This is a genomic window from Streptomyces sp. NBC_00483 (assembly GCF_036013745.1).
GTDB lineage: Bacteria > Actinomycetota > Actinomycetes > Streptomycetales > Streptomycetaceae > Streptomyces.
Map to the genome: position 1 here is coordinate 2,148,449 of NZ_CP107880.1, position 25,307 is coordinate 2,173,755.

Annotated in this window: 26 protein-coding genes; 11 read left to right on the forward strand and 15 right to left on the reverse strand. The window is 72.5% G+C overall.

Features of this window, described 5'->3' with window-relative positions; genetic code table 11:
- Positions 1–10 precede the first annotated feature (10 nt).
- Positions 11–1,606, reverse strand: a complete 1,596-nt coding sequence (locus tag OHA73_RS09305) for a carboxylesterase/lipase family protein (protein ID WP_327654829.1) — start codon at positions 1,604–1,606, stop codon at positions 11–13.
- A gap of 144 nt (positions 1,607–1,750) precedes the next feature.
- Positions 1,751–2,203: a DUF4442 domain-containing protein gene (locus OHA73_RS09310; RefSeq protein WP_266722135.1), complete on the reverse strand. Its 453-nt coding sequence runs from the start codon at positions 2,201–2,203 to the stop codon at positions 1,751–1,753.
- Between the two features lie 147 nt (positions 2,204–2,350).
- On the opposite strand from OHA73_RS09310, the gene OHA73_RS09315 reads away from it, so the two are divergent.
- Positions 2,351–3,664, forward strand: a complete 1,314-nt coding sequence (locus OHA73_RS09315) for an MFS transporter (RefSeq protein ID WP_266722134.1) — start codon at positions 2,351–2,353, stop codon at positions 3,662–3,664.
- A gap of 27 nt (positions 3,665–3,691) precedes the next feature.
- Here OHA73_RS09315 and OHA73_RS09320 read toward each other — a convergent pair whose 3' ends face one another.
- The 3 genes from OHA73_RS09320 to OHA73_RS09330 all read right to left on the reverse strand — a co-directional run bounded on the left by OHA73_RS09320 (position 3,692) and on the right by OHA73_RS09330 (position 6,766).
- Entirely contained in the window at positions 3,692–4,549 is an 858-nt protein-coding gene (locus OHA73_RS09320; protein WP_327654830.1) for a spermidine synthase, read from the reverse strand.
- A 56-nt stretch (positions 4,550–4,605) separates the two neighbouring features.
- Positions 4,606–5,778 (reverse strand): elongation factor Tu, encoded by a 1,173-nt coding sequence (tuf, locus tag OHA73_RS09325; protein WP_327654831.1) that lies wholly within the window; start codon positions 5,776–5,778, stop codon positions 4,606–4,608.
- Between the two features lie 280 nt (positions 5,779–6,058).
- Positions 6,059–6,766 carry a DNA alkylation repair protein gene (locus OHA73_RS09330; protein WP_327654832.1) on the reverse strand — a complete coding sequence of 236 codons (708 nt, stop codon included), beginning with the start codon at positions 6,764–6,766 and terminating at the stop codon, positions 6,059–6,061.
- Positions 6,767–6,853: 87 nt separating this feature from the next.
- On the opposite strand from OHA73_RS09330, the gene OHA73_RS09335 reads away from it, so the two are divergent.
- Positions 6,854–7,573, forward strand: coding sequence for a TVP38/TMEM64 family protein (locus OHA73_RS09335; protein ID WP_327654833.1), 720 nt, complete (start codon positions 6,854–6,856; stop codon positions 7,571–7,573).
- On the opposite strand, the gene OHA73_RS09340 is transcribed toward OHA73_RS09335, so the two are convergent.
- Positions 7,497–8,732, reverse strand: a complete 1,236-nt coding sequence (locus tag OHA73_RS09340; protein ID WP_327654834.1) for an MFS transporter — start codon at positions 8,730–8,732, stop codon at positions 7,497–7,499. The genes OHA73_RS09335 and OHA73_RS09340 overlap by 77 nt on opposite strands.
- 108 nt (positions 8,733–8,840) lie before the next feature.
- On the opposite strand from OHA73_RS09340, the gene OHA73_RS09345 reads away from it, so the two are divergent.
- From OHA73_RS09345 to OHA73_RS09355, 3 genes are all read left to right on the forward strand, one after another.
- Positions 8,841–9,827: an ArsR/SmtB family transcription factor gene (locus OHA73_RS09345; RefSeq protein ID WP_327654835.1), complete on the forward strand. Its 987-nt coding sequence runs from the start codon at positions 8,841–8,843 to the stop codon at positions 9,825–9,827.
- A 226-nt stretch (positions 9,828–10,053) separates the two neighbouring features.
- Positions 10,054–10,929, forward strand: coding sequence for an undecaprenyl-diphosphate phosphatase (locus OHA73_RS09350; protein ID WP_266722121.1), 876 nt, complete (start codon positions 10,054–10,056; stop codon positions 10,927–10,929).
- A gap of 129 nt (positions 10,930–11,058) precedes the next feature.
- Positions 11,059–11,979, forward strand: a complete 921-nt coding sequence (locus OHA73_RS09355) for an NADP-dependent oxidoreductase (RefSeq protein ID WP_327654836.1) — start codon at positions 11,059–11,061, stop codon at positions 11,977–11,979.
- Between the two features lie 16 nt (positions 11,980–11,995).
- Here OHA73_RS09355 and OHA73_RS09360 read toward each other — a convergent pair whose 3' ends face one another.
- A complete protein-coding gene (locus OHA73_RS09360) occupies positions 11,996–12,703 on the reverse strand; it encodes an SDR family NAD(P)-dependent oxidoreductase (protein ID WP_327654837.1) in 708 nt (235 codons plus the stop codon).
- Positions 12,704–12,804: 101 nt separating this feature from the next.
- Between OHA73_RS09360 and OHA73_RS09365 the strand changes: the two genes are divergently transcribed.
- Together OHA73_RS09365 and OHA73_RS09370 are read left to right on the forward strand one after the other, a co-directional pair.
- On the forward strand, positions 12,805–13,656 hold the full coding sequence (locus tag OHA73_RS09365) for a helix-turn-helix transcriptional regulator (RefSeq protein WP_266722115.1): 852 nt from the start codon (positions 12,805–12,807) through the stop codon (positions 13,654–13,656).
- A 100-nt stretch (positions 13,657–13,756) separates the two neighbouring features.
- Positions 13,757–13,930 carry a hypothetical protein gene (locus OHA73_RS09370; RefSeq protein ID WP_266722113.1) on the forward strand — a complete coding sequence of 58 codons (174 nt, stop codon included), beginning with the start codon at positions 13,757–13,759 and terminating at the stop codon, positions 13,928–13,930.
- A 68-nt stretch (positions 13,931–13,998) separates the two neighbouring features.
- Here the strand turns inward: OHA73_RS09370 and OHA73_RS09375 are convergent, their stop codons facing one another.
- Together OHA73_RS09375 and OHA73_RS09380 are read right to left on the reverse strand one after the other, a co-directional pair.
- On the reverse strand, positions 13,999–14,739 hold the full coding sequence (locus tag OHA73_RS09375) for an SDR family NAD(P)-dependent oxidoreductase (protein WP_327654838.1): 741 nt from the start codon (positions 14,737–14,739) through the stop codon (positions 13,999–14,001).
- Between the two features lie 60 nt (positions 14,740–14,799).
- Positions 14,800–15,468 carry a maleylpyruvate isomerase N-terminal domain-containing protein gene (locus OHA73_RS09380; RefSeq protein ID WP_327654839.1) on the reverse strand — a complete coding sequence of 223 codons (669 nt, stop codon included), beginning with the start codon at positions 15,466–15,468 and terminating at the stop codon, positions 14,800–14,802.
- Between the two features lie 100 nt (positions 15,469–15,568).
- On the opposite strand from OHA73_RS09380, the gene OHA73_RS09385 reads away from it, so the two are divergent.
- Positions 15,569–16,045, forward strand: coding sequence for a nuclear transport factor 2 family protein (locus OHA73_RS09385; RefSeq protein ID WP_266722107.1), 477 nt, complete (start codon positions 15,569–15,571; stop codon positions 16,043–16,045).
- 95 nt (positions 16,046–16,140) lie between these two features.
- Entirely contained in the window at positions 16,141–17,733 is a 1,593-nt protein-coding gene (gene lnt / locus OHA73_RS09390; protein ID WP_327654840.1) for an apolipoprotein N-acyltransferase, read from the forward strand.
- A gap of 1 nt (position 17,734) precedes the next feature.
- On the opposite strand, the gene OHA73_RS09395 is transcribed toward lnt, so the two are convergent.
- Both OHA73_RS09395 and OHA73_RS09400 read right to left on the reverse strand, forming a co-directional pair.
- Complete coding sequence (locus OHA73_RS09395) at positions 17,735–18,637, reverse strand: Gfo/Idh/MocA family protein (protein ID WP_327654841.1); 903 nt, start codon at positions 18,635–18,637, stop codon at positions 17,735–17,737.
- Entirely contained in the window at positions 18,634–19,893 is a 1,260-nt protein-coding gene (locus OHA73_RS09400; protein WP_327654842.1) for an FAD-dependent monooxygenase, read from the reverse strand. Before OHA73_RS09400 ends, OHA73_RS09395 begins: the two co-directional genes overlap by 4 nt.
- Before the next feature lie 98 nt (positions 19,894–19,991).
- Here OHA73_RS09400 and OHA73_RS09405 point away from each other — a divergent pair, with 98 nt between their 5' ends.
- Together OHA73_RS09405 and OHA73_RS09410 are read left to right on the forward strand one after the other, a co-directional pair.
- On the forward strand, positions 19,992–20,603 hold the full coding sequence (locus OHA73_RS09405) for a TetR/AcrR family transcriptional regulator (RefSeq protein WP_327654843.1): 612 nt from the start codon (positions 19,992–19,994) through the stop codon (positions 20,601–20,603).
- A 206-nt stretch (positions 20,604–20,809) separates the two neighbouring features.
- Positions 20,810–21,292, forward strand: a complete 483-nt coding sequence (locus OHA73_RS09410) for a hypothetical protein (protein WP_327654844.1) — start codon at positions 20,810–20,812, stop codon at positions 21,290–21,292.
- A 39-nt stretch (positions 21,293–21,331) separates the two neighbouring features.
- Here OHA73_RS09410 and OHA73_RS09415 read toward each other — a convergent pair whose 3' ends face one another.
- The 4 genes from OHA73_RS09415 to OHA73_RS09430 form a co-directional block, all read right to left on the reverse strand.
- The gene (locus OHA73_RS09415) at positions 21,332–21,880 is read right to left on the reverse strand and encodes a hypothetical protein (RefSeq protein ID WP_266722095.1); all 549 of its coding nucleotides are present in this window, start codon (positions 21,878–21,880) and stop codon (positions 21,332–21,334) included.
- A gap of 117 nt (positions 21,881–21,997) precedes the next feature.
- Complete coding sequence (ung, locus tag OHA73_RS09420; RefSeq protein WP_327654845.1) at positions 21,998–22,681, reverse strand: uracil-DNA glycosylase; 684 nt, start codon at positions 22,679–22,681, stop codon at positions 21,998–22,000.
- Positions 22,682–22,800: 119 nt separating this feature from the next.
- Complete coding sequence (locus OHA73_RS09425) at positions 22,801–24,330, reverse strand: ABC transporter substrate-binding protein (protein ID WP_443063205.1); 1,530 nt, start codon at positions 24,328–24,330, stop codon at positions 22,801–22,803.
- Between the two features lie 209 nt (positions 24,331–24,539).
- Entirely contained in the window at positions 24,540–25,307 is a 768-nt protein-coding gene (locus OHA73_RS09430; RefSeq protein ID WP_327654846.1) for an SDR family oxidoreductase, read from the reverse strand.

Genomic DNA, 25,307 nt, shown 5'->3' on the forward strand with positions numbered 1-25,307 from the left:
TACCTGCTCCCTATGACGCCGCCGCGTCCCACAAGGTGCAGTGATGTTCGCGATGAACGTCCGTGGAGAGGGTGATCCCGCCCACACCCGACGTCTTCAGGGACAGCACGTGTCCGGGTGTCCGCCGCTGGTCGGGCATGGCGGGCGCGCCGTCGGCCCGTGGGGTGCCGCCTCTGATGAAGGAGCCCCAGTACTGCACCATCCGGTCGGCGAGCGCCCGCTGTTCGGTATTGAGCGGGGAGTCGAGGCCGAAGTGCTTGAAGAGGTACTGCACCTCGTTGACGTGCGTGGCCCCGAAGTCGAACGTCCTGCCCGCCTCCCTGATCGACGCGAACGGCGGTGAGGTGCGGTCCGCGAACTCGTACGCATAGACGGGCGGCCTGCTCTTCGCAAGCCGCTGGTCGAGCCGGAGCGCCGGGCACGCCATGAGCTGGTCGCCCTGGGCGGCGGCGTACGCGTAGGTGGGAGACGCGTAGTCGGAGAGGGGGTAGGCGTGCAGCGCCTTCTCCCCCGTCGCCTTCCCGTATGTGTCCGTGAGCGCCTTCGGGTAGGCCTCGGCCGTGAGCGGCTTGCCCTGGCCGTCGTACGCGCCGTACGCGAAGAGTCGTCCCTCGTCCTTGTTGGCGCCGTTGAGGACGGGCACATGCGCCGAGCGGCCCCCGGTGATCGCGGCGGCCGGCTGCTCGGGCAGGAAGTCGCCTCCGGTCACCGGCGCCCAGTCGAATCCGGCCTGCGCGTCGAGGATCTCCTTGGCGGACTTGTTACGCAGGCACGCCATCGTGTCCGCCGCCGCTCCGCACCCGGCCTTCTCCGCGAACTTCGCGCCCTCCGCGACCGCCGCACCGTGTGCGCGGGCCGCGCAGTCCCCGTACGCCCCGGACTCGATGATCCCGGCGCGGAACAGGCCGCGCCCGCCCGGCGACGCGAGCTGGGTGCACACCGAGCGACCGCCCGCGGACTCGCCGGCGATCGTCACGCGGTCCCGGTCCCCGCCGAAGCTTCCGATGTTGGCGCGCACCCAGCGCAGGGCCAGCTGCTGGTCCTGGAGGCCGAAGTTGCCCGAGACGCCGTCGGAGGTCTGGCCGTCAAGGCCCGCCGCCGCCAGGAAACCCATCGCTCCCAGGCGGTAGTTGACGGTGACGACGACCGTGCCGGTGCGGCGCGCGAAGGTGTCGGGGACGATGTCGGCGCCCGCACCCGCGGTGAGCCCGCCGCCGTGCAGCCACACCATGACGGGCCGCCCCGCCGAACCGTCCGGCGCGTACACGTTCAGGTCGAGGCAGTCCTCCGTGTACGTCGGGTCCCCGTATCCGGGGTCCCAACTCGACGCCTGTACGCACCTGTTGGAGAAGTCGGTGGCGTCTCGCGCGCCCCGCCAGGACTGCGCCGGGCGCGGCTCACGCCAACGCAGCTTGCCGACGGGCGGTGCGGCGTACGGGATGCTGAGGAACTGCCGCCCCTCGCCGGTGTGTTGACCGCGCACCCAGCCGGACGCGGTGTGCGCCAGGGGGCCGTCGGGCCGTTCGGCGGCGTGCGCCGGCACCAGGGCCGCGGCGGCCAGCGCCACCACGGCCGCGAGCACCACGCGTATTCGACCGCGTCTCATGTCACGTCCACCTCTTCCGCCCGACCACCGCATCCGTGCGCAGCGGAAACTATGACCCAGGTTGACTCGTGTCAACGGATTGAACGAGAAACAAAGAAGGCACCACCCCGTCGGGCAGTGCCTTCCTCGCGGTACGGACCCCGCTCAGCCGTTGGGGCGCAGCGTCCAGACCACCGTCATCTCGCCGGTGACGGCCCCGTCCTGGCGCGTGATCGCGATGGTCACCGGGAACTCGGGGCGCTCGCCCGCGTCGAGCTCGGCGACCACGTCGGCGGCCGGACGGCCGAGCGTCGCGGTGGCGGTGACCGGGCCCATCGCCAGCTTCTTGTACGCGATGTCGGCGCTCACGGCGAGCGGCACGGCGCGCGAGAGCTGGTCGCCGAAGGCGGCGAGCACGATGGCGCCGCTCGCGGACTCGCCGAGCGTGAACATCGCTCCGGCGTGCGGTCCGCCGACGTGATTGTGGTAGTCGGCCTGGTCGGGCAGCGCGACGACCGCCTTCTCGGGCGTGGTCTCGTGGAACTCGAGGTTCAGGGTGCGGGCCATCGGCACCGTGGCGGCGAGCATCTCGCCGATGGACATCTGATCTGCGCTCATGCCCGAATGTTACCCGTCGGTAGCAAGCTTGACCATCCCTTCGAACCCTTGTGGACAACCGGGAGATATCCGGCATCGGCCGACCAATCACCCGGTGTCCGGGGAAGCGGTTTGTCGATTCGGCGGCATGGCGGCGATAGTCCCTCAGTGACCTCTGCCGCCGCCCCCGAACCGAAGCGTCCACGCCTGCGCCCCGCATGGGCCGGGCGGAACTACACGCTGCTCTCCGTCTCGGCGGTCGTCACGACACTGGGGGCGCACGGCGCGCTGATCGCCTCGGCGTTCGCCGTGCTCGACGCGGGCGGCGACGGCGGTGACGTGGGCCTGGTGGCCGCGGCCCGCACGCTGTTCCTGGTGGTCTTCCTGCTGGTGGGCGGCGCGGTCGCCGACCGGCTGCCGCGGCACCGTGTGATGGTCGCGGCGAACGCCCTCAACTTCCTCTCCCAGGGCGCGTTCGCGCTGCTCGTCCTCCAGGGCGACCCGAAGCTGTGGCAGATGATGGCGCTCAGCGCGCTCGGCGGCACGGGTCAGGCGTTCTTCAACCCCGCGGCCGAGGGCATGCTGATGTCCTCCGTCTCCGGGGAGCAGGCGAGCCGCGCCTTCGCCATGTTCCGGATGGGGATGTCCGGGGCGGGTGTGGGTGGCGCCGCGCTCGGCGGGGCAATGGTCGCGGCGTTCGGACCCGGCTGGGTGCTCGCCGTGGACGCGGTGGCATTCCTGGTCGCGGGCGCGCTGCGGATGTTCCTCGACGTGCGGCACATCGCGCCGCGGGAGCCCGGCGGCGGACTGCTCGCCGACATGCGGGACGGGTGGCGGGAGGTCATCGGCCGGCCGTGGCTGTGGACGATCGTCGCCCAGTTCGCGGTCGTGGTCGCGGTGGTGGGCGCGGCCGAGTCGGTGTTCGGCCCGCTGGTGGCGCGCGACGAACTGGGCGGGGCGGGGCCGTGGGGCATCGCGCTCGGCTCGTTCGGCGTCGGCACGATCCTCGGCGGACTGCTGATGATGCGGTGGAAGCCGCGGCGGCTGCTGTTCGCGGCGACGCTCTCCGTGTTCTCCCTCGCCCTGCCGTCGGCGGCGCTCGCGGTACCCGTGCCGCTCGGCTGGCTGATCGCCGTGATGTTCGTCAGCGGCGTCACCATCGAGATATTCGGCGTCTCCTGGATCACCGCGCTGCACCAGGAGATCCCCGAGGAGAAGCTCTCCCGCGTCTCGGCCTACGACTGGTTCGGCTCGGTGGCGATGGTGCCGCTGGCCACCGCGCTCGCCGGCCCGGCGGAGTCCGCCTTCGGCCGGTCGGCCTCACTGTGGGGATGCTCGGCGCTCGTGGTCGTGGCGACGGCGGCGGTGCTGTTCGTGCCGGACGTACGGCACCTGCGGCGGCGCGGACCGGCCACCGCCGCGCCCCACGAACCGACGCTGACCGACCCCACGCTGGCCGAACCCCCGGTCACCCCACGCTGACCGACCCCACCCTGGCCGAGCCTCCCGTCACCCCACGCTGAACGAACCGCCCGGCGGTTCCGGCGAGGGAACCGCGTCCGCGTCCGCCACCGGCTTCGCGTCACCGACGAATCGGCGCAGCGCGGCGCCGTGCTCCACCCGCGCGGGGAACGCGTCGCGGGCGGTGCGCCGCGCCAGCTCCGCCACCTCCAGCTCCTCGCCCGAGGCGAGCAGTACGGCGTTGCCGAACCGCCTGCCCCGCAGCACCGCCGGTTCGGCGACGAGCGCGACATTGGGGAACACCGCGGCGAACGTGGCCAGTTGGGAGCGCAGGAACGCGAAGGGCGCGCCGTCCGCGAGGTTGGCCGCGTAGGTCCCGCCGGGCCGCAGCACCCGCGCCGTCTGACGCGCGTACGCCAGGGTCGTCAGGTGCGCGGGCACCCGGGAGCCACCGAACACGTCCCCCACGAGCACGTCCACGCAGGCGTCGGGCGCCGCCTCGAGCCAGGCCCGCGCGTCGCCGCCGTGCACCACGACGCCCGCGTCGTCCGGCACCGGCAGATGTTCGGCGACGAGCGCGAGCAGCCCCCGGTCCGCCTCGACGACCTCCTGCCGCGAGCCGGGCCGGGTGGCGGCGACGTACCTGGGCAGGGTCAGCGCGCCCCCGCCCAGGTGCAGCACGTCGAGCGGCGCGCCCTCGTCGCCGAGGCAGTCGAGGACGTGGCCGAGCCGGCGCGCGTACTCGAACTCCAGGTGCGCGGGCTCGTCCAGGTCTACGTACGACTGGGGCGCCCCGTCCACCGTGAGCAGCCAGGCCCGCCGCCGGTCCACGTCGGGCAGCAGCTTGGCGGTGCCGTGGTCGACGTCGCGGGTGACGGGTATCGGCTCGGGTTCGGATGCGTTCACGTGCACATTGTGCCGTCGCGGGGCCGGAACCCGTACGGTCCCGGCCCCGCTCCTGTTCACTCCACGGACGTCACCGTCCCCGCCCCCACGGTCCGCCCGCCCTCACGGATCGCGAACCCGAGACCGGCCTCCAGCGGCACGTCCCGCCCCAGCTCCACCGTCATGGCGACGGTCTCGCCGGGCCGGGCAACCGCAACCTCACCGAGGTCGACGTCCCCCACGACGTCCCCCGTCCGCAGGTAGAACTGCGGCCGGTACCCGGTGGCGACAGGCGTGGAACGGCCGCCCTCCGCCGCCGACAGCACGTACACCTGCGCCGTGAAGCGGCGCGCAGGCTTGACCGTGCCGGGCTCGGCGACGATGTGCCCGCGCCGCACCGCGTCCCGCGGCACACCGCGGAGCAGCAGCGCCACGTTGTCCCCCGCCTGCGCCTCCTCCATCGGCTTGCCGAAGGTCTCGACGCCGGTGACGACGGTCTCGACGTCATCCGCCCCGTAGACCCGCACCCGGTCGCCGACCCGCACACGGCCGCGCTCGACCGCGCCGGTCACCACCGTGCCGCGCCCGCTGATGGTCATCACGTTCTCGACGGACAACAGGAACGGCGCGTCCACGTACCGCTCCGGCATCGGAACGTACGTGTCCACCGCGTCGAGCAGCGCCTCGATCGACGCCGTCCACCGCGGGTCCCCGTCAAGGGCCCCCAGCCCGGAGACCCGCACGACGGGCACGGAGTCGCCCCCGTACCCGTGCGCGGACAGCAGCTCGCGCACTTCGAGCTCGACCAGGTCGGTGAGCTCCTCGTCCCCCGCGTCCGCCTTGTTGATGGCGACGACGATGTGGTCGACGCCCACCTGGCGGGCGAGCAGTACGTGCTCGGCGGTCTGCGGCATGATCCCGTCGAGCGCCGAGACGACGAGGATCGCCCCGTCGAGCTGGGCGGCGCCCGTGACCATGTTCTTCACGTAGTCGGCGTGGCCCGGCATGTCCACGTGCGCGTAGTGCCGGGTGTCGGTCTCGTACTCGACGTGCGCGATGTTGATGGTGATGCCGCGCTGCGCCTCCTCGGGCGCCTTGTCGATCCGGTCGAACGGCACGAACGTGCCGGCGCCGCGCTCGGCGAGGACCTTGGTGATGGCGGCGGTGAGGGTGGTCTTGCCGTGGTCGACGTGACCCATGGTGCCGATGTTGAGGTGCGGCTTGGTGCGCACGTATGCCGTCTTGGGCATGGCGATGAGGTCCCTTCGGGAACTTCAGGAAGCTACTGGCCTCCAAGCGGGAGGCGGGGACCCCTGAGCCGGACCGACCCTCCCCCTGCGGGGTCCGCCGGAGTGTCCGGAGAGGGTCAGCTTCGCGCGCCGTCAGCTGCGGCGGCGGTCAGGAAGACGGCAGCCTGAGCTGCGTCCGCGACTGCGGACGGAGCTGCGTGGAAGGCGTGCCGGAACATGTGGCAGATCTTCTCCGACGCGGCGCCCCACGTCGAACGATTTTCCGCGCCCCGTACGGGAGTTACCCGCCTACGTTCTTCAGGGCCTCGCGCACCGAGAGCGGGCTGAGGGTGTCCCGGTGCGCGGCGACGAAGGACCGTACGGCGTCGGCGTCGGTCTTGGCGTATTCGCGCAGGGCCCAGCCGATCGCCTTGCGGATGAAGAAGTCGGGGTGTCCGGACTGCCGCAGGCAGTAGGCGAAGAGCCGGTCGGTGTCGGTGGCGTCCTTGTGACGGAGCTGGTGGAGGAGCGCCGTCCTGGCGACCCAGAGGTTCTCGTCCGCGATCCACGCGTCCATGTCGGCGCGCAGCTTCGGGTCGGCCGCGACGAGGCCGCCGACGATGTGCGCCGCCAGATGGTCCACGGTGTCCCACCACGGCACGGTCGTGACCAGTTCGCGCGCGACGGGCAGGAAGCCGGATGTGAGGCGTCGCACATGGCGGCGCAGGTAGTCGATTCCGAAGTAGGCGTACTCGCGCTCGGGCAGCGCCCAGCAGCGCAGTGCGACGGCGGTGAGGTCGCTCTCGTCGGGACGCGGCGTGCCGTCGAGCACGGCCTTGGTCAGCTCCCGGCGCACGGGCGAGGTGAGGCCGAGAAAGGGGGCCACGTCCTTCATGTACGCGCGCATCTGCGCCGCCCGCTCGGGGTCGGCGGCCGCGCCGTACACCTCGGGGAGCCGGGCGAGGAGCGTGTCGGCGAGAACGCTGGCGGGCGGCGCGGTGACGGGCACGTGACGCTCCTCGCAACTGGGGCAAGAGCCGGGAAAGTGAGACACAACCTACGGCGATCTTATGCGGGGGTCGGTTAGTCTCCCCGGATGTTCGAGACCGTCCCCGCCCGTCCCGCAGGGCTCGCCGCCCGCTGCGGCCAGGCGCTGCTGTCGCCGTGGTCGCGGCTTTCGCTGCTGGTGCTGCTGCTGGCCGCGGGCGCGACGTGCGTGCTGCTCTTCGAGCCGCAGCAGCTGATCACGCAGGGCTGGCCGCCGCAGGTGAACGGGGCGGCGGCGGTCGTCCTGTTCGCGGTGGCGTACGGCGTGTGCACGGTCGCGTTCGTCCCGAGACCCCTGCTCAACCTGGCGGCGGGCGCCCTGTTCGGCTCCCAGCTGGGGCTGCTCGGCGCGATCGGCGGGACGGTGCTCGGCGCCGGGCTCGCCTTCCTGCTCGGTCGGCTGCTCGGCCAGGACGCGCTGCGGCCGCTGCTGCGCGGGCGCTGGCTGAAGGCGGCGGACGGGCAGCTCAGCGAGCACGCCTTCCGGTCGATGCTCGCGGCCCGGCTCTTTCCCGGCATCCCGTTCTGGGCGGCGAACTACTGCGCGTCGATCTCCAAGATGAGCATCGTCCCGTTCCTCCTCGCCACGGCGCTCGGCTCGATCCCGAACACGGCGGCGTACGTGGTGGCGGGCGCCCGCGCCTCGACGCCCACGTCCCCCATCTTCCTGATCGCGATGGGCTTCATCGTCGTCACGGGGTGCGCGGGCGCGGTCGTGGCGTGGTGCAAGCGCCATCAGCTGCGGAAGCGGACGTCGCAGGAGGACTGACCGGCTCCCCCTTGAGGCCCCTGCCGAGGCGCAGCGTCACCGCGACGGAGGCCACGGCGAGCACCGTCATCGCGGTGGCGGGCGAGGTCGCCTGGGCCAGCGCGCCCGCGAGCACCGCGCCCACTCCCTGCATGGTCAGCATGCCCGCGGTGTGCAGCCCGAGGGCGTGCCCGCTCAGGCGCTCCGGGGTCAGCGCCATCAGCCGCTCTTGCAGCAGCAGGCCCGCCGAGAAGCCGACCGAGGCGAGGGCGACCGCCACCACGGCGAACGGCAGGGCGGGCCGCAGGGCGAACACCAGGTACGGGGCGGCGAGCAGCAGCCGCAGCGGTGCGGCGAGCCGGGCGCGCCACCGGGGCGGCAGGAAACGGCCGGTGAGGATGTCCCCGGCGAGCATGCCCAGGGCGGCGCTCGCGAGCAGCACTCCCGCGTGCCCGGTGTCGTAGGGGACGAACAGCGCCTCGCAGCCGACGATCAGGCCGTTGGGCACCCACAGCGCGAGATAGACGTACCGGCGCGGGACCGAGGACCACAGGGCGGCGTTGCCGCGCATCGTCTCGCGCGGGGACGGGCGACCGGACGCGCGCGCCGGGCGCCGGGACAGTCCGCAGCGCGCGACCACCGCGGCGAGCACGTAGAGGCCTGCGCCGACGAGGAGCGTGCCGCGCGCCGACAGCACGGCGACGAGCAGGCCGCCCAGGGCGTATCCGAGGATCTGGCAGACTCCCCCGCTCATGTTGAGGACGGAGCGGCCGAGCAGATAGCCGTCGCGGGCGAGGATGTCGGTGAGCAGGCCGTAGCGGACCCCACCGCCGAGCGCCGACGGCACACCCTGGACCAGGACGAGCGCGAGGGCCGCGGCCGTCGGAAGACCGGGCGTCGCCTGCGTCGCCGTGGCGAGGCCGAGGAAGAGCGCGAGCCCGACGAGGGCGGCGCGCGGCGGCACCCGGTCCGCCGCGGAGAGCAGCGTGAGCGCGCCCACGACCTGGGCGAGCGAGGGCCCGAACATGGCGAGCGCGGACAGCAGCGGCGATCCGGTCGAGGCGTAGACGAGCGAGCCGAGGGCGAGCCCGCTCACCGTCTGCCCGGCGACCTGGAGCGAGACGGTGGCGAAGAGAGAGGGGTATTCGGGCGTGCGGAACAGCTCCCGGTAGGTGTCCATGAGGGGAGGCTGCGGGGCGGCGGACAGGGGGCGTTAATGTTTCGCGCACTGGCGAAACGACGGGCGCGGACGGCGGGATCGTACGGAGGCGGAGACGGGGGTGCGGCCGTGGGCATCTGGCAGGTCGACGCGGACACCCTCGCGGGCAGCCGGTTCATCGTGTCGCGGCTCGCCGAGGCGACCGCGAGCCTGAGGAAGCTGGCCGATCCCGTCGCCGCGCACCCCGGCGAGCGGCGCTGGCTGGACACCCACCTGCCCGCCTACCGCGCACGGCTCGCCGCGGAGCCGACGACGGCGCTGCTGCTGGACGCCGGGTTCGGGGCGCGGTGGATCGCCGACTTCATGACGCCCACACCCGACGGCGCCCGCGAGGACGATCTGGCGGACGGCCTCGCGCGGATCCGCGCCACGCCGCCGGCGGCCGTCCGCGCCGACCTCGCGGTCTCCTCCCCCGGCCCGCTGCCCGACGCGCTCGCCCACGCCGGGGACCTGGCGGAGCGCGCGGCGGCGCTGCTCGCGTGGGTGTGGCGGGAGACGGTCCTTCCGGAGTGGCCGCGGCGCCGCCGGATCATCGAGGCCGATGTCCTCGCCAGGACAAGGGAGTTGACGCGGGGCGGCTGGGCGGCGGCCTTCGGCGGGATGCGCCCCACGATGGGCTGGCTCGGCGAGGGCCGGCTCCGGATCAACGCACATGACTACCCGCCACGGGACATCGCCGGCACACAGCTGCTGTTCGTCCCGGTCACACCGAAGCAGGGCTGGGTGTCATGGCCGGAGCGGGTTCCGGTCGACCGGTACGCCGTCGTCTACCCGTGCGCGGGCGCCCTCGCGGACGTCGACAGGGCGGCGCCGCCCGGCGGACTCGCGGCGCTGCTCGGCACGGCCCGCGCGCAGGTCCTCGTCCTCCTCGAACAGCCGCTGACCACCAGCCAGTTGGTGGCCCTCACAGGACAGGGCCTCGGCTCGGTGGGCCGCCACCTGAAGGTGCTGCACGCGGCCCGTCTCGTACAGCGGCGCAGGGCGGGCCGCTCGGTGCTCTACTTCCGTACGCCGACGGGGGACGCGCTCCTTCGGGCCCAACGGCCGGGCCTGTAAAGGGGTTTGTAAGGGGACCTGCAAAGGGGTCTGTGTGCGGGCCTGCAAAGGGGCCTGAAAGGGCCCTGTAAAGGCTCCGCTCACTCCGCTGTGGTGCTCCCGTCACTTTCGAACGCTACTCTGCCCCACGCGTACCCCGGGCCCGGTGTGACGGGAGTTCGCGCCGCCCCGCCTGGCCCGCGTTCGCGGCCGGTTCCGCCGAGCACCTGGATCGCGTACCCACCTCATGTCCTGGTTCGAATCATTCATCCTCGGGCTCGTCCAGGGGCTCACGGAGTTCCTGCCGATCTCGTCGAGCGCCCATCTGCGCCTCACGGCCGCGTTCGCGGGCTGGCACGACCCCGGCGCCGCCTTCACGGCGATCACCCAGCTCGGCACCGAGACCGCGGTCGTCATCTACTTCCGCAAGGACATCGCGCGGATCATCTCGGCGTGGTTCAGGTCCCTCACCGACAAGACGATGCGGGGCGACCACGACGCGCAGATGGGCTGGCTGGTGATCGTCGGCTCGATCCCGATCGGGGTGCTCGGCGTGACGTTCAAGGACCAGATCGAGGGCCCGTTCCGCGATCTGCGGCTCACCGCGACGACGCTGATCGTGATGGGCGTCGTCCTCGGCATCGCCGACCGGCTGGCGGCCCGCGACGAGACGGGCGGTCGCCACCGTGTGGCCCACACCCGCAAGGAACTCAAGGATCTCTCGGTCAAGGACGGCCTGATCTACGGCCTGTGCCAGGCGCTGGCCCTCATCCCCGGCGTCTCCCGCTCCGGCGCCACGATCAGCGGCGGCCTCTTCCTCGGCTACACCCGTGAGTCCGCGGCCCGCTACTCCTTCCTCCTGGCGATCCCGGCGGTCCTGGCCTCGGGCGTCTTCGAGCTCAAGGACGCGAGCGAGGGCGGCCATGTCTCCTGGGGCCCCACGGTGTTCGCCACACTGATCGCCTTCGGCGTCGGATACGCGGTGATCGCCTGGCTCATGAAGTTCATCTCGACGCGCAGCTTCATGCCGTTCGTGTACTACCGGATCATCCTCGGCATCGCCCTGTTCATCCTGGTGAGCGTGGGCGTACTCAGCCCGCATGCCGCGGAGTCGGCGGGCTGAGCGGATCCGGAAGAGAGACGGACCAAGAGAAACAGACCCGGGAAAGGGGCCGACCCGGGGAAGAGACCGGGCGCCCCAAGTGTTGCGACCCACGTCACAGTTGATCCGAACGGGACGGGTGGGCGCGGGATGCGAGCGGTGCGGTTTCACGAGTACGGCGGGATCGATGTGCTGCGGGTCGAGGACGCGCCGCGGCCCGTGCCCGCGGCCGACCAGGTGCTGGTCGAGGTGCGGGCGGCCGGGATCCAGCCCGGCGAGGTGAGCATCAGGACAGGCTTCCTGCACGAGCGGTGGCCCGCCACGTTCCCGTCGGGGCAGGGCAGCGATCTGGCCGGGGTCGTCGTCGAAGTCGGCTCCCACGTACGGGACTTCGGGGTCGGCGACGAGGTCGTCGGATTCACGCACCGCAGGGCCAGCCACGCCGAGTACGTCGTCGTCGACGACGTGAACCTCGTGCACCGCCCTTCCGGGCTCCCCTGGGACGTGGCCGGATCCCTGTACGTCGCCGGGTCCACCGCGTACGCCTGCGTATGGGCCGTGGACCTCCGCCCCGGCGACACGGTCGTGGTGTCCGGCGCGGCGGGCGGCGTCGGGTCGATGGCCGTACAGCTCGCGCGGCGCCACGGCGTCACCGTCATCGGGCTCGCGAGCGAGCCGCATCACGGCTGGCTGAAGGAGAAGGGCGTGATCCCCCTCGCGTACGGGGACGGGGTGCGGGAGCGGATCCGGGAGGCCGCGGGAGACCGGGGTGTCGACGCGTTCATCGACACGTTCGGCACCGGCTATGTCGAGCTCGCCGTGGAGCTGGGGGTGCGGCCCGAGCGCATCAACACCATCCGCGACTGGAAGGTCGCGGGCCGGGTCGGCGCCCGTACCTACGGGGAGGGCGCGGCGGCCAGCGCGGTCGTCCTCGGCGAACTGGCCCGACTGGCCTCGCGCGGCGAGCTGGAGGTCCCGATCGCCCGCACCTACCCGCTGGAGGAAGTACGCGAGGCCTTCCGCGAGTTGGAGCGCCGGCACACCCACGGGAAGATCGTGCTCAAGCCGTAGGGGCGCGGGCAGAGCGTCACCAGGGCAGCGGCCCCTCGGCGGAGACATACGTACCCGTCGGCCCGTCCGCGCCGACCCGCGCCATCCGCACGATGATCTCGGCGCCCTGTTCGACGGTCTGGACGCCCGTGTTGCCGTTCAGGTCGGTCCTGGTGAAGCCGGGCTCGACCGCGTTGATCCGGAGCTCCGGGAACGCCTTCGCGTACTGCACCGTCAGCATGTTCACGGCGGTCTTGGAGGCCGGGTAGGCGAGGCCGGGGTAGCCGGCCGCCGGGTTGCCCGGGTCGGTGGCGCCGGCCAGCGAGGCCAGGCCGCTGCTGACGTTGACGATGACCGGGGCGGCGGAGCGGCGCAGCAGCGGCAGGAACGCGTGGGTGACGCGGACGGTGCCGAAGACGTTCGTCTCGAACAGCGGGCGCAGGGTGTCGACGGTCTCGTCGGCCGGGAGCACGATGCCGTTGCCGTCGGTGCGGCCCTCGATGCCGGCGTTGTTGATCAGTACGTCGAGGCCGCCCTCGACCTCGATCGTCTTCGCGGCGGCCGCGACGGAGGCGTCGTCGGTGACGTCGATGACGACGTGCCGCGCGCCGAGCTCCTCGGCGGCGCGACGGCCGCGCTCGGGGTCGCGGGCGCCGACGTAGACCGTGTGGCCCGCCTCGACGAGGCGGCGGGCGGTTTCGTGTCCGAGGCCCTTGTTGGCCCCGGTGATCAGTGTGGTGGTCATGCGTCCAGGCTGCGCCGGGGGCGGTCCGGCGACCAGTCGTCCCGTCTTCCTGGGACCGGCGATACCAGGAAGATCCGGCCCTGGCGGGGCACAGTGGTGGCATGGCACATGCGGAGCTCGGCGATTTCGGGGAGACGGTGCGGCGCTGGCGGGACCGGGTCCCGCCGGAGGCCGCGGGGATCGCCGCCGTGGGGCAGCGGCGGGCCGCGGGGCTGCGCCGCGAGGAGCTTGCGCTGCTCGCGGGGATCTCGGCGGACTACGTCACCCGGCTGGAACAGGGCCGCGCCACCCACCCCTCCGACCAGGTCGTGGAGGCGCTGGCCCGCGCGCTGCGCCTTACGGACGCGGAGCGTGAGCACCTCTTCCGGCTCGCGGGTCTCGCGCCGCCGGGCCTTGAGACGGTGCCGGCCCGGCTCACCCCTGGCGTGCGCCGGCTCCTGGACCGGCTGTCCGGGACGCCGGCCGCGGTGTTCGACGCGGCGTGGACGCTGCTGCTCGCGAACCCGCTGTACACGGCGCTGCTCGGCGAGCGCCCGGAGTGGGGAGGCAACGGGCGCAACGGCGTGTGGTGGACGTTCCTCGGGCCGACGAGCCGGGTCCGGCAGACCCCCGACGAGCGGCAGGCCATGGAGACGGCCCTGGTGTCGGACCTGCGCACGACCGCGAGCCGCTACCCACTGGACCCGCGTCTGCACACGCTCGTCGACGAACTCCGCACGCGCAGCCCGCGGTTCGCCGAGCTGTGGGACTCGGGGGCCGTCGGCCGGCACGCCGCGGCGCGCAAGACGATCGACCACCCGGAGGTCGGCCCGCTGACGCTGGACTGCGACATTCTCACGGTGGCGGGCGACGATCTGCGCGTCATGCTCTACACGGCCGAGCCCGGCACCCCGGACGCGGACCGTCTGACGCTGCTCGCCACGACGGCGCTTCCGACGGCGGTCGGCGCGTGACCAGGCCTTTCGCGAACTCCTTTACATCTTCGGTCACTTGACGCTCAGGACCGTTCGCTCAGGGTTCCCAAACCGGGCGGCCCGCACGTAGCCTTGGCACATGCCGCCCGTCAATTCTGGTCCTGTGCGGTCTGCCGAGGAAGTCAACGAGCAGATCCGCGGATTGTGGCTGCGCACCGGAGGCCGACTCACCGGAGAGCAGCGCGCCCAGTACGCGCTGCTGGTCACGGAGTGGGCGGCCGCGGTGCGCGCGGAGGTCGTGGAAGCGGCCTAGGGCCTGCCGTTCGGATCAGGCCCCGACCGTCTCCACAGCCACCACCGCCTCCACCCGCCGGGGGCCGCTCAGCGTCCCCCGGCCACCCTCACCACGGTCCCCGTCGTATACGACGCGTCCGGCGACAGCAGCCAGGCGATCGCCCCCGCGATCTCGTCCGCCCTCCCCGGGCGCCGCAGCGGGATCCCGGGAGCCGCTTCGCGCGCGATGTCGGGCGTGCCGCTGGTGGCGTGGATCTCGGTGTCGATGATGCCGGGCGCCACACCGTTGACCCGTACGCCCGCCGGGCCGAGCTCCTTGGCGAGGCCCAGGGTGATCGTGTCCACGGCCGCCTTGGACGCGGCGTAGTGCACGTACTGGCCGGGGCTGCCGATGGTGGCGGCCCCGGAGGACACGTTCACGATGGCGCCGGCGCCCGCCGCCGTCATGTCGCGTGCGGCGCGGCGGCAGCACAGCAGGACACCGAGGACGTTGACGTCGAGGACGCGGCGGAAGTCCTCGGTGCGCGCCTCGGCGAAGGGGCCGACCGGAGCAGTGACACCCGCGTTGTTCACCAGCCCGGTGAGCGGCCCGAGTTGGGCACGCGCCTCGTCGAAGAGGCGCTCCACATCGGCCTCTTGGGAGGTGTCGGCCCGTACGACGGCGCAGCGGGCGCCCTCGGCACGCACGGCCTCGGCGGTGCGCTCGGCGGCGTCCTTGTCGCTCACGAAGGACAGCGCGACATCGTGGCCTTCGCGCGCGAGACGCACGGACGTGGCGGCGCCGATGCCTCGGCTGCCGCCGGTGACGAGCGTGATGGGGCGGTTCAAGGGGGCCTCCTGGTCAGAAGTGCGTCCCCGTGGGCCGGGATGTGGCCACGCGGACGAAGATCATGTCGCGGCGGGCGCACCGTACCAGCGCCACTTCCCGCGCCGGCCCCTGTCCTCCAGCTCGCCGCGGCCCGTGGCCCACAGCAGCGTCGCCCACGGCTCGGTGTCACCGGGGACGTCGGGGAAGAGGCGGTGCAGCGTGCGCGCGCACAGGTCGGCCGGCGGCTCGAACGCGATGCCGAGCCCGAGCGCCAGGTCGTGCGCGTGCACCAGCGTCTCGACGACGCCCATCGCAGCGAAGCCCTCGGGGTCGGAGGCGCCGAAGACGTGGAATCCGCGGGCGGTCGGCGGGGTCGCGCGCACCACCGCGGCGAGAATGCCGCCGCCCGCCTCCAGGGCCCCGAGCATGGCGGACGGACCCGCTTCGAGCTCGACGGTGATCGTGTTGTCCGGTCCCTCGGCGCGGCGCCGGCTGTAGCCCCAGCGGACGGAGTCGTCCTCCAGGGGGCGCAGCGAGCCGATCTGCGCGGCGTAGAAGAAGAGGTCGTCGGCGAGGTGTTCGCCGGTCTCCCAGCACGTCCACACGAGCGAGCCCGCCGGGGCGTTCCAGTCGGCGTCGGGCGCGGCCCGCAGCGCGGCGACCGCGAGCTCGACGGCCTGCACGACGTCGTCCGCCGTGACGGGTCCTGGTGTCCCGGCCGGGAGTTGCGTGTTCGGATCAGCTGCCATGGCGCGACCGTAACAGCGCACGCCCCGCGCTCCCCAGGAGTTTTCGACCTGGCGGCGCACGCCTCTTGGTTCTGTGCGCCCAGGGCCCGAGACTGAGCCGATGACGCAGCGTGTGGAACTGGCAACCGTCCTCGACCGCCTCGCCGTCGACGAGTTGGTGACGGACTACGCGGCGGCCGTGGACGACGGCGACTGGGCGGCGTACCGCGCCCTGTTCGAACCGGAGGGCCGTGCCGACTACCGGGAGGCGGGAGGGGTGGAGGGCACCGCCGCGGAGATCGCGCAGTGGCTGTCGACGACGATGGAGCTGTTCCCGATGCGCCAGCACCTGATCGTGAACCGCCGGGTCCGCTTCGACACCGTCGACCGCGACATCGGCGACACGGGCCGCGTCCGGGCTGACTACTTCAACCCCATGCGCTTCGCGGGCGACGGCGACTCGACCGCCCCCGACTTCATCTGCGGCGGCCGGTACGCCTTCGACCTCGTCCGTACGGCCGGCGGCTGGCGGCTGCACCGGGTGACGGTCTACGAGAAGTGGCGCCGCGTCCCCCAGCCGGCCGTCGCGGGCAGCTGACCCGCTCTCCGCCCACTGTCGTTGATCGTCGGCGGCGCGCACACTGTAGGCGCGAGGCGATGGGTCGTACGAGTACGAGTCGGGAGGCGCGGCGCATGGAGGGGTGGCGGCAGCGGCTCGACACATCACGTTGGTGGCGCGGCGCCGCGGCGGTCGGCGCGGGCGCCCTGCCCGCGCTCGCGTTCCCGGCGCCCTCCCTGTGGTGGTTCGCGTACGTCGCCCTCGTGCCGTGGATGCTGCTCGCGCGCTCGGCCGGCACGCCGCGCCGGGCGGCGCTCGACGGCTGGCTCGGCGGGCTCGGGTTCATGCTCGCGGTGCACCATTGGCTGCTGCCGAGCCTGCATGTGTTCACGCTCGTCCTCGCGGCGCTGCTCGGCGCGTTGTGGGCGCCGTGGGGCTGGTTGCTGCGCCGCCTCCTGCACGGCCGGCCGACGCCGGGGCAGGCGGCGACCGCGCTCCTCGCCGTCCCTTCGGGATGGCTGATGGTCGAACTGGTCCGTTCCTGGCAGGGGTTGGGCGGCCCGTGGGGTCTGCTCGGCTCCAGCCAGTGGCAGGTGACACCCGCGCTGCGGCTCGCGTCGGTGGGCGGCGTCTGGCTGCTCAGCCTGCTCGTGGTGGCCGTGAACACCGGCGTGACGCTCCTCGTCGTCGCGCGCGGCGCCCGCGTTCCGGCGGTGGCGGGCCTGGTAGCCACGGTCACGGTCACCGGGGTCGCGTGGGTGTGGGCGCCGCGCCCCGAGACGGACGGGCAGGCGCGGATCGCGGTGGTGCAGCCGGGCGTGGTGGACGGCCTCGGCAGCATCAAGGCCCGCTTCGACCGGGAGGTGCGGCTGACCCGTCAACTGGCGGGCCGGGGCGTGGACCTCGTCGTCTGGGGCGAGAGCAGCGTCGGCTACGACCTGCCGCGCCGCCCCGACCTGGCCCGCCGGCTCGCCGCGCTCTCCCGTGAGGTGGACGCGGAGATCCTCGTCAACGTCGACGCACGGCGTCGCGCCGCCGACGGCTCGGGCCAGGGCATATACAAGAGTTCCGTGCTCGTCGGCGGGGACGGCCTCACCGGCGACCACTACGACAAGATGCGGCTCGTCCCCTTCGGTGAGTACGTGCCCGCGCGCTCGCTCCTCGGCTGGGCCACCTCGGTCGGCAAGGCGGCGGGCGAGGACCGGATGCGCGGCACGCGGCAGGTCGTGATGGACGTGCGCCACGGTGGGCGGACGCTGCGCGTCGGGCCGCTGGTCTGCTTCGAGTCGGCGTTCCCCGACATGACGCGGCAGCTGACGCGGGACGGGGCGCAGGTGCTGCTCGCGCAGTCCTCGACGTCGACGTTCCAGCACAGTTGGGCGCCCGAGCAGCACGCCTCGCTCGCGGCGGTACGGGCCGCCGAGACCGGCCGCCCGATGGTGCACGCGACGCTGACCGGGGTCTCCGCGGTGTACGGCCCGGACGGGACGCGCGCCGGCGCCTGGCTCGGCACATCGGCGAGCGCGGCCCGCGTCTACGACATGCCGACCGCGCGGGGCACCACGCTGTACGTACGGTTCGGCGCGTGGCCGGTGCACGGGGCGGTGACGGTCCTGGTGGCGCTGGCGGCGCTCCAGGCCCTGCGGCGTTTGACTAGCGGGGTCCGGGGCGAAGCCCCGAGTCCGCAACGCCGTCGCCGCCTGAACGGTTCATTCGAGCCCCGCTGACTCACACCCGCCGCTGCACCTCACGCACAACCTGTTCGCACAGCTCATGCGTGGCCAGCGCGTCCCGCGCGCTCAGCACCTTGCCCGCCCGCACCGCGTCGAGGAACGCGAGCACGGCCTGCTCGATGCCGCGCTGGCGGGCGACCGGCACCCAGTCGCCGCGACGGCGGACCGAGGGCTGGCCCTTGTGGTCGACGACGTCGGAGAGGTTGTTGACCTGCCGCTTGGAGTCCTGCCCCGACACCTCGAGGATCTCCTCGGTGGAGCCGCTCAGCCGGTTCATGACGCCGAGCGCGGTGAAACCGTCGCCCGCGAGCTGGAGCACCACGTGTTCAAGGAGGCCGCCCTCGACTCGGGCGCGCACGCTCACGTCCTCGACCGGGCCGGGCACGAGGAAGCGCAGCGTGTCGACGACGTGGATGAAGTCGTCGAGGACCATCGCGCGCGGCTCCTCGGGGAGCCCGACGCGGTTCTTCTGCATCAGGATCAGCTCGCGCGGGTGCTCGACGCACTGCGCGTACCCGGGCGCGTAGCGGCGGTTGAAGCCGACGGCCAGGCTCACGCCGCGCTCCTCGGCGAGCCGGACGAGCCGCTCGGACTCGGCGAGTTCGTAGGCGAGCGGCTTGTCGACGTACGTCGGAACGCCCGCCTCCAGGAGCCGCGTGACGATCTCCGGGTGGGCGGCGGTGGGCGCGTGCACGAAGGCCGCGTCGAGGCCCTGCGCGAGGAGCGAGTCGAGGTCGGCGTGGCGCTGCGACGCGGGCACGCGGAGCTGGTCCGCGACCTCGGTCAGGGTCGCGGGCGTCCGCGTCTGCAGGTGCAGTTCGAGCGCGGGCCGCGCTCCGAGCACCGGCAGGTACGCCTTCTTGGCGATGTCGCCGAGTCCGATGACGCCGACTTTCACGTCTGAGTGCTCCTGTCCTGCGATGGCCGGGCCGTGCCGGCCCGCGCTTGCGTCCGGGCAGCATACGGGGCGGCGTACGGCTCGCGCTGAGGCGGGCGCCAGTCCGCGATGCCGTCCATGCCGCGCAGCAGGAAGGCCGGACCGAGCGCGCCGACGGCGCGGATCGCCGTGTTGCGCAGGGCGATCAGGGGCCGGTTCGCGGTGAGGTTGACGCGGCTGACGGTCATGGCCTTGCGCGCGATCGCCGTCGTACGGGGCAGCCGTGCGGCCGTGTAACCGGGCAGGTCGAGCGGGGCGTCAGGGGCGGCATGGTGGGCGAGGACGACCGCGTCCTCGATGGCCTGGTTGCCGCCCTGGCCGAGGGTCGGCGCCATGGCGTGCGCGGCGTCGCCGAGCAGGACGACGCGTCCGCGGTGGAAGGCGGGCAACGGCTCGGCGATCTGGTGCACGTCGTGGCGAAGGACCTGATCCGGCTCTACGGCGTCAAGGATCGCGGGAATCGGGTCGTGCCAACTCCCGTACAGACGACGGAGTTCCGCCCTCTCGTCGCCACCCGGCGCCCGCTGCCCGGCCGGGGCCATGGCCGCCGCGTACGCGTAGACGGTGCCGTCGGCGAAGGGGTGGGTGCCCCAGATCATGCCGGGGCCCCAGGTCTCGTGCTGGGTGAAGGGGCGGCCGAGCGGCGGCACGAGCACGCGCCAGGTGGTGAAGCCGGTGTACTCGGTGCCGGGGTGCTCGGGGAAGAGCGCGCCGCGCACGGCGGAGTTGATGCCGTCGGCGCCGACGACGAGCTCCGCCTCCAGGTCGCCTTCGGGTGTGCCGACGCGCGCGGGGCGGGCCGGGTCGTCCGGGTCACCGGGATCGAGGAGCCGCGCGTCGGACGCGGTGCGCACAGCATCGGCGGGCAGCCGGCCCGCCAACTTGTCGACCAGGGTCGCCCGGTGCAGCAGCACGATGGACCCACCGAACCGCTCGGCCGCGAGCTTCGGGTCGGCCCGCGAGAGCCAGCGCCCCTTCGGCGTGAGCAGCCCACCGTCCCCTTCCCAGGCCTCGAGGGAGCGGATCTCGTCACCGAGCCCGACGACATCGAGGGCGCGCTGCGCGTTGGGCGCCAGGGATATCCCCGCGCCTACGGGCTTCAGCTCGCCCGCCCGCTCCAGAACGGTGACCTGCCAGCCGCGCAGCTGGAGCGCGAGTCCGGCGGTGAGCCCGCCGATCCCGCCTCCGACGACGACGGCACGGGGCTGTCGGGACATGACGCCTCCTATGTGGAGTACCGAAACGATCACTACACCTGTAGTGAGTTCGCATCTCGACCGTACTACAGTTGTAGTGGTCGCGGTAGATTGCTCCCATGAACCGCCCCGACACCCCGCACACCGAAGATGCTGCCCCCCTCACCCGGGCCGACCGGATCGCCGACGCCGCCCTGACACTGCTCGCGGAGCGCGGCATGCGCGGGCTGACCCACCGCGCGGTCGACGAGACCGCGGGACTGCCCCAGGGCTCGACGTCGAACCACGCGCGCACCCGGCTCGCCCTCCTGGAAGCGGCGGTGCGGCGGCTCGCGGTGCGCGAGGGGCAGGTGCTCTCGGTCGACGAACTCCCCAACCCCGCGGGCGGCCTCGCCTCTCTGATCGACGGCATGGCACTCGCCCTGCACCGCTACCTCACCCACCACCCCCAACTACTCGTCTGCCGCTACGAATTGGCGCTGGAGGCAACCCGCAGGTCCGAGCTACGCACCTTCTTCGACGAAACGGGCCGCCAGTTCCGCGACCCCCTCACCGCACTGCTCCGCGCAGCAGGCTCAAGCACCCCCGAGCGCCACACCCTGTCCCTGGTCGCCTGGACGGAGGGCATCATGTTCTCGTCCGTGGCCGGCTCATTCCACGCCTCACCCCCCACCCTCCCGGCCCTCCGCGCGGGCTACACCGAACTCCTCAACGGAATGCTGCCCCAATAGAGCCCCTGCGGCGATTGAGCAGCGGGGCATGGGGCAGAGCCCCAATCTTTCAAGCCCCGCTTGGCGGACGAGAACCAGCGGGCCCCGGGGCAGCACCCCGCGACGTAGGCACCCCTCCCGCCCCACGCGGAGCACCCGTCACTCATGCGGGGCATCATCCCCCCGTTCCCTCCCCCACCCCCCGGTTCCCGACCAAAGTGGCTCCCGTGCCCCGAACGCCCAGCTCAACCACGATCCTGCTGACCGCGGCCGCCGCCGCCTTCGCAGCCACCGCCTCCGGCTGCGTCAGCGTCCGCGCGACGCCGACCACCCCGAAGACGCACTCCCCCTCGGCCTCCGCCCCGGCGCCCCGCCCCGAGGGACACGCCGAACACCCGGTCGTCCAGGCGCCCGCGCGCGAGGCCCTGGAGCAGCTAAAACCGACCACCCCGCAGCGCGCCCCGGCGCGGCGCCCGGAACAGCCTCAGCAAGCCGCCGCCCCCACTCCCCCGCGCACGGCCCCGAAGGCCACCCCGGCCCCACGCCTCACCACCGCCCCCGAACCCCGTACCGCCCCCGAGCTCCGGCACGTCAAGAAGGTCCCGAAGGCCCCCGCCCAGACCAACGTCTGCGCCCTCGGTCGTCGGTACGGCGGCTGGGACCCGGACAGCCCCCAGTCGGTCATCTGCCGCGACACATACGGCGGTTGACCGCGCCTCCGCCTCCGCCGCCGCGGGAACCTCCCCCGCCTACGACCCCGTCCGCGGCGGCCCCAGCGGCTCCCCGCCGGGCCTCCCCTCTCCCGGCTCCCTCGGCCCCGCCCCCATCGTGGCCACCCGCTCCTCGAGCCGGGTGAGGGCGGCGCGGATCCCGTCCCCGTAACCGTCGTCCCCCAGGGCCCCCTCCGCCGCGCGGGCCCGCGTCAGGTGGCTGCGGGCCGGCCCGGGGCGGTCCAACTTCACGTAGTCCGCCGCCAGGTTGAGATGCAGCGACGGATAGAACGCGCGCAGCGCCAGGGACGCCTCGTGCTCGGCGAGCCGCTCCTGGGTGAGGGAGTCGGCGGCGGACAGCGCGCGCAGGTCCCAGGCCAGCTCGTCCGACGGGTCGTCCTGGGTGTCGGCCATGTAGTGCGCGAGCGTGCAGCGGTGCAGCGGGTCGCCGTCCTCCCCGATCTCCGCCCACAGGCCGAGGAAGCGCCCCTGCGCCTCCTCGCGGTCGCCGCCGTGGTGCAGCATGACCGCCTGCCCGATGCGGCTCATCATGGCGTCGTCCGACGCCTGCTCACGCTGCTGTTCCACTGTCTCCTCCAAGCCCGGCCGCCCGGCGCGCCCGACCACGATGTCCGATCCGACGACGCTAACCGGCGGCACTGACAATCCAGCTCAGGCGCGGCTCCCCGCGAGCCGGGCCCCCGCTCAGCCCAGGTCCGGGACACTCCAGTCGATCGGCGTGTGGCCCTGCGCGGCGATCGCCTCGTTGATCTGCGTGAACGGCTGCGAGCCGAAGAACTTCCGCGCCGACAGCGGCGAGGGGTGCGCGCCCTTCACCACCGCGTGCCGCTCGGTGTCGATGAGCGGCAGCTTCTTCTGCGCGTAGTTCCCCCACAGCACGAAGACCGCCGGGTCGGGCCGCTGGACGACGGCGCGGATCACCGCGTCCGTGAACTTCTCCCAGCCCTTGCCCTTGTGCGAATTGGCCTCGCCGGCCCGCACCGTCAGCACCGCGTTGAGCAGCAGCACGCCCTGCTCGGCCCACGGCATCAGATACCCGTTGTCCGGGATCGGGGTGCCGAGCTCGGCCTGCATCTCCTTGTAGATGTTGCGCAGCGAGGGCGGCGTCTTCACGCCGGGCCGCACCGAGAAGCACAGGCCGTGCCCCTGCCCCTCGCCGTGGTACGGGTCCTGGCCGAGGACGAGCACCTTGACCTTGTCGTAGGGCGTCGCGTCGAGCGCGGCGAAGACCTGCTCGCGCGGCGGGTAGACGGGACCCTTCGCGCGCTCCTCCTCGACGAACTCGGTGAGCTCTTTGAAGTAGGGCTTCTGCAGTTCGTCGCCGAGGACGCCGCGCCAGGACTCGGGCAGCATCGCGGTGTCGGTCACGTCAACAACCTCCGGGGTACGGGCACATGCACGCCCGCGCCCCACCGTGCCGGGGACGCGGCCGTATCTACACCCAGAAACCTACCGGCGCCCACTGACAATCGACGCCCGCGCCCGGTTCACCAGCTCGTCTTGCGGTGCAGCTCCCACATCATCATGATCGTCGACGGGTCGAGGGCCCGCTCGCCGCCCGAGATCTCCTCGCTCGACGCGATGAACTGCTTGCCCTGCCACAGCGGTAGCAGCCGCGCGTCCCGCACCATGATGTGCTGGGCCTGCTCGAACTGCCGCGCCACGACGCCCCGGTCGCTCTGCTTGCGGGACAGCGGAAGCAGCTTGTCGGTGATCTCGGGCGAGACGTACGGCGTGCTCAGGGCGTTCTTCTCGCCCACGAAGGGCGCGATGAAGTTGTCGGCGTCGGGGAAGTCGGGGAACCAGCCGCGCCCGAACACCGGATACTCGCCCTTCTTGTAGCCCTGTTCGAACGACTTCCAGGGGCGGCTCTTGAGCGTGACCTTGAAGAGCTTCGACGCCTCCAACTGCCGCTTGATCTCGGCGAACTCGGGCGCGGTGGCGGAGCCGTAACGGTCGGAGGTGTACCAGAGCGTGAGCGGGACGGGGGCGTTGATGCCCGCCTTGGAGAGGATCCCGGCCGCCTTCTTGGCGCTCGGGTCGTTGAACTCGTCGAAGTAGTCGGTGGTGTGGCCCGCGAGACCCCTGGGGACCATCGAGTACAGCGGTTCCACGGTGTTCGCGTACACCTTCTCCGCGATCGCCCCGCGGTCGACGATCTGGGCCACCGCCCGGCGCACCGCGCTCTTGCCCGCCCACGGGTCCTTGGGGTTGAACACCAGGTAGCTGATCTCCATGCCCGCGCCCTCGACGAGCTGCACGCCGCCTGTGCCCTGCTTGTTCTGGAGCTTCACGATGTCGTCGGCCGCGAGACCACGGAAGGTCGCGTCGATCTTCTTCGCATTCAGGGCGCCGACCATGGCGGACGACGTCTTGAAGTAGCGGATCGTCACCGCGTCGTTCTTGCGGTCCGCGAAGCCCTGGTAGTTGTCGTTGCGCACGAGTTCGGCCTTGCTGCCGTCGGCGTACGACTTGAGTACGTACGGCCCCGAACCGGTCACCTTGCCGTCCGTGCGCGCGGAGTTGGCCGGATAGGCGGAGGGGTCGACGATCGACATGGCGGGAGTGGAGAGCACGAACGGGAAGGTGGCGTCCGGCTTGGTGAGGCGGAACGTTACGCCGCGCTCGCCCTGCGTCTCCACGCGGTCGAGGCTGCCCAGCAGCCCCGCGGGCCCGCCGCCCCCGCCGACCTTGCGGACCCGGTCGATGGAGTACTTCACGGCCTTGGCGTCGAGCGTGTCCCCGTTGGAGAACTTCATGTCCTCCCGCAGCTCGCAGTGGTAGACGCGGTTGGCTGAGTCCTCGAACCGGCAATCGGCGGCGTCCGACTGCGGTTCGGCGGCGCCCGACGGCAACGACACCAGCGTCTGGTAGACGTTGCGGAACAGCTCCCACGAGCCGTCCCAGGACATCGCGGGGTCCAGCGTGCTCGGCACACTGGTGGTGCCCACGGTGATGGGCCGCGCATCGGAACCCTCACCCGAACTCATCAGCCCGCACCCTGTGAGCAGGGTCATCGACGCGAAAGCCGCCCACACGCGAGGGGCAGGGAAACGGTTGAACACGCGCTCGCTCCTCGATCAGCCATGCCAGGTCGGCAGACAATATCGCAGCGCCCCGCCGGTTCAACTGGTTGAAACGGCGGGGCACTTCACGAGCGGAACCCTTTGTGGAACGTTGTCGGCCAACGCCCGGAATCTGCCCTTGGGGCCGTCGGCCCAGGGGCCTATTCGACGCCGGCGTTGAGGAACTTGCCGCCGTCCACGACGAGGTTCTGTCCGGTGATCCAGCCGGACTGCTCGGAGGTGAGGAACGCGGCGGCGCCCCCGATGTCCTCCGGCACACCGAGCCGGCCCATCGGGTACGTGGCCGCGACCTCGGCCTCCCGGCCCTCGTACAGGGCGGTCGCGAACTTCGTCTTCACGACCGCCGGGGCGATCGAGTTGACCCGCACCACCGGCGCGAACTCGTGCGCCAGCTGGAGCGTCAGGTTGACCATGGCGGCCTTGCTGATGCCGTACGCGCCGATGAACGGCGAGGCGGAGATGCCCGCCACGGACGCGATGTTGACGATCGCGCCGCCGTTCTCCTTCTGCCACGCCTTCCACGTCTGCTGCGCGAAGCCGAGCGCGGAGACGACGTTGGTCTCGAAGACCTTGCGCGCCACGTTCAGGTCGAGCTCGGCGATCGGGCCGAAGACCGGGTTCGTACCGGCGTTGTTGACGAGGAAGTCGACGCGGCCGAACGCCTCCATGGTGCGCTCGACGGCGGCGGCCTGGTGCGCCTCGTCGTGCGCCTTGCCCGCTACGTAGATCGCGCGGTCGGAGCCGAGCTGCTCGACGGCCTCCTTGAGGGCGTCCTCGCCGCGTCCCGTGATGCAGACGCGGTCGCCGCGCGCGATGAGGGCCTCGGCGATGCCGTAGCCGATGCCGCGGCTCGCGCCCGTGATGAGCGCGACCTTGCCGGAGAGCTCCGGAAGTTCGGAAGTCGTCAT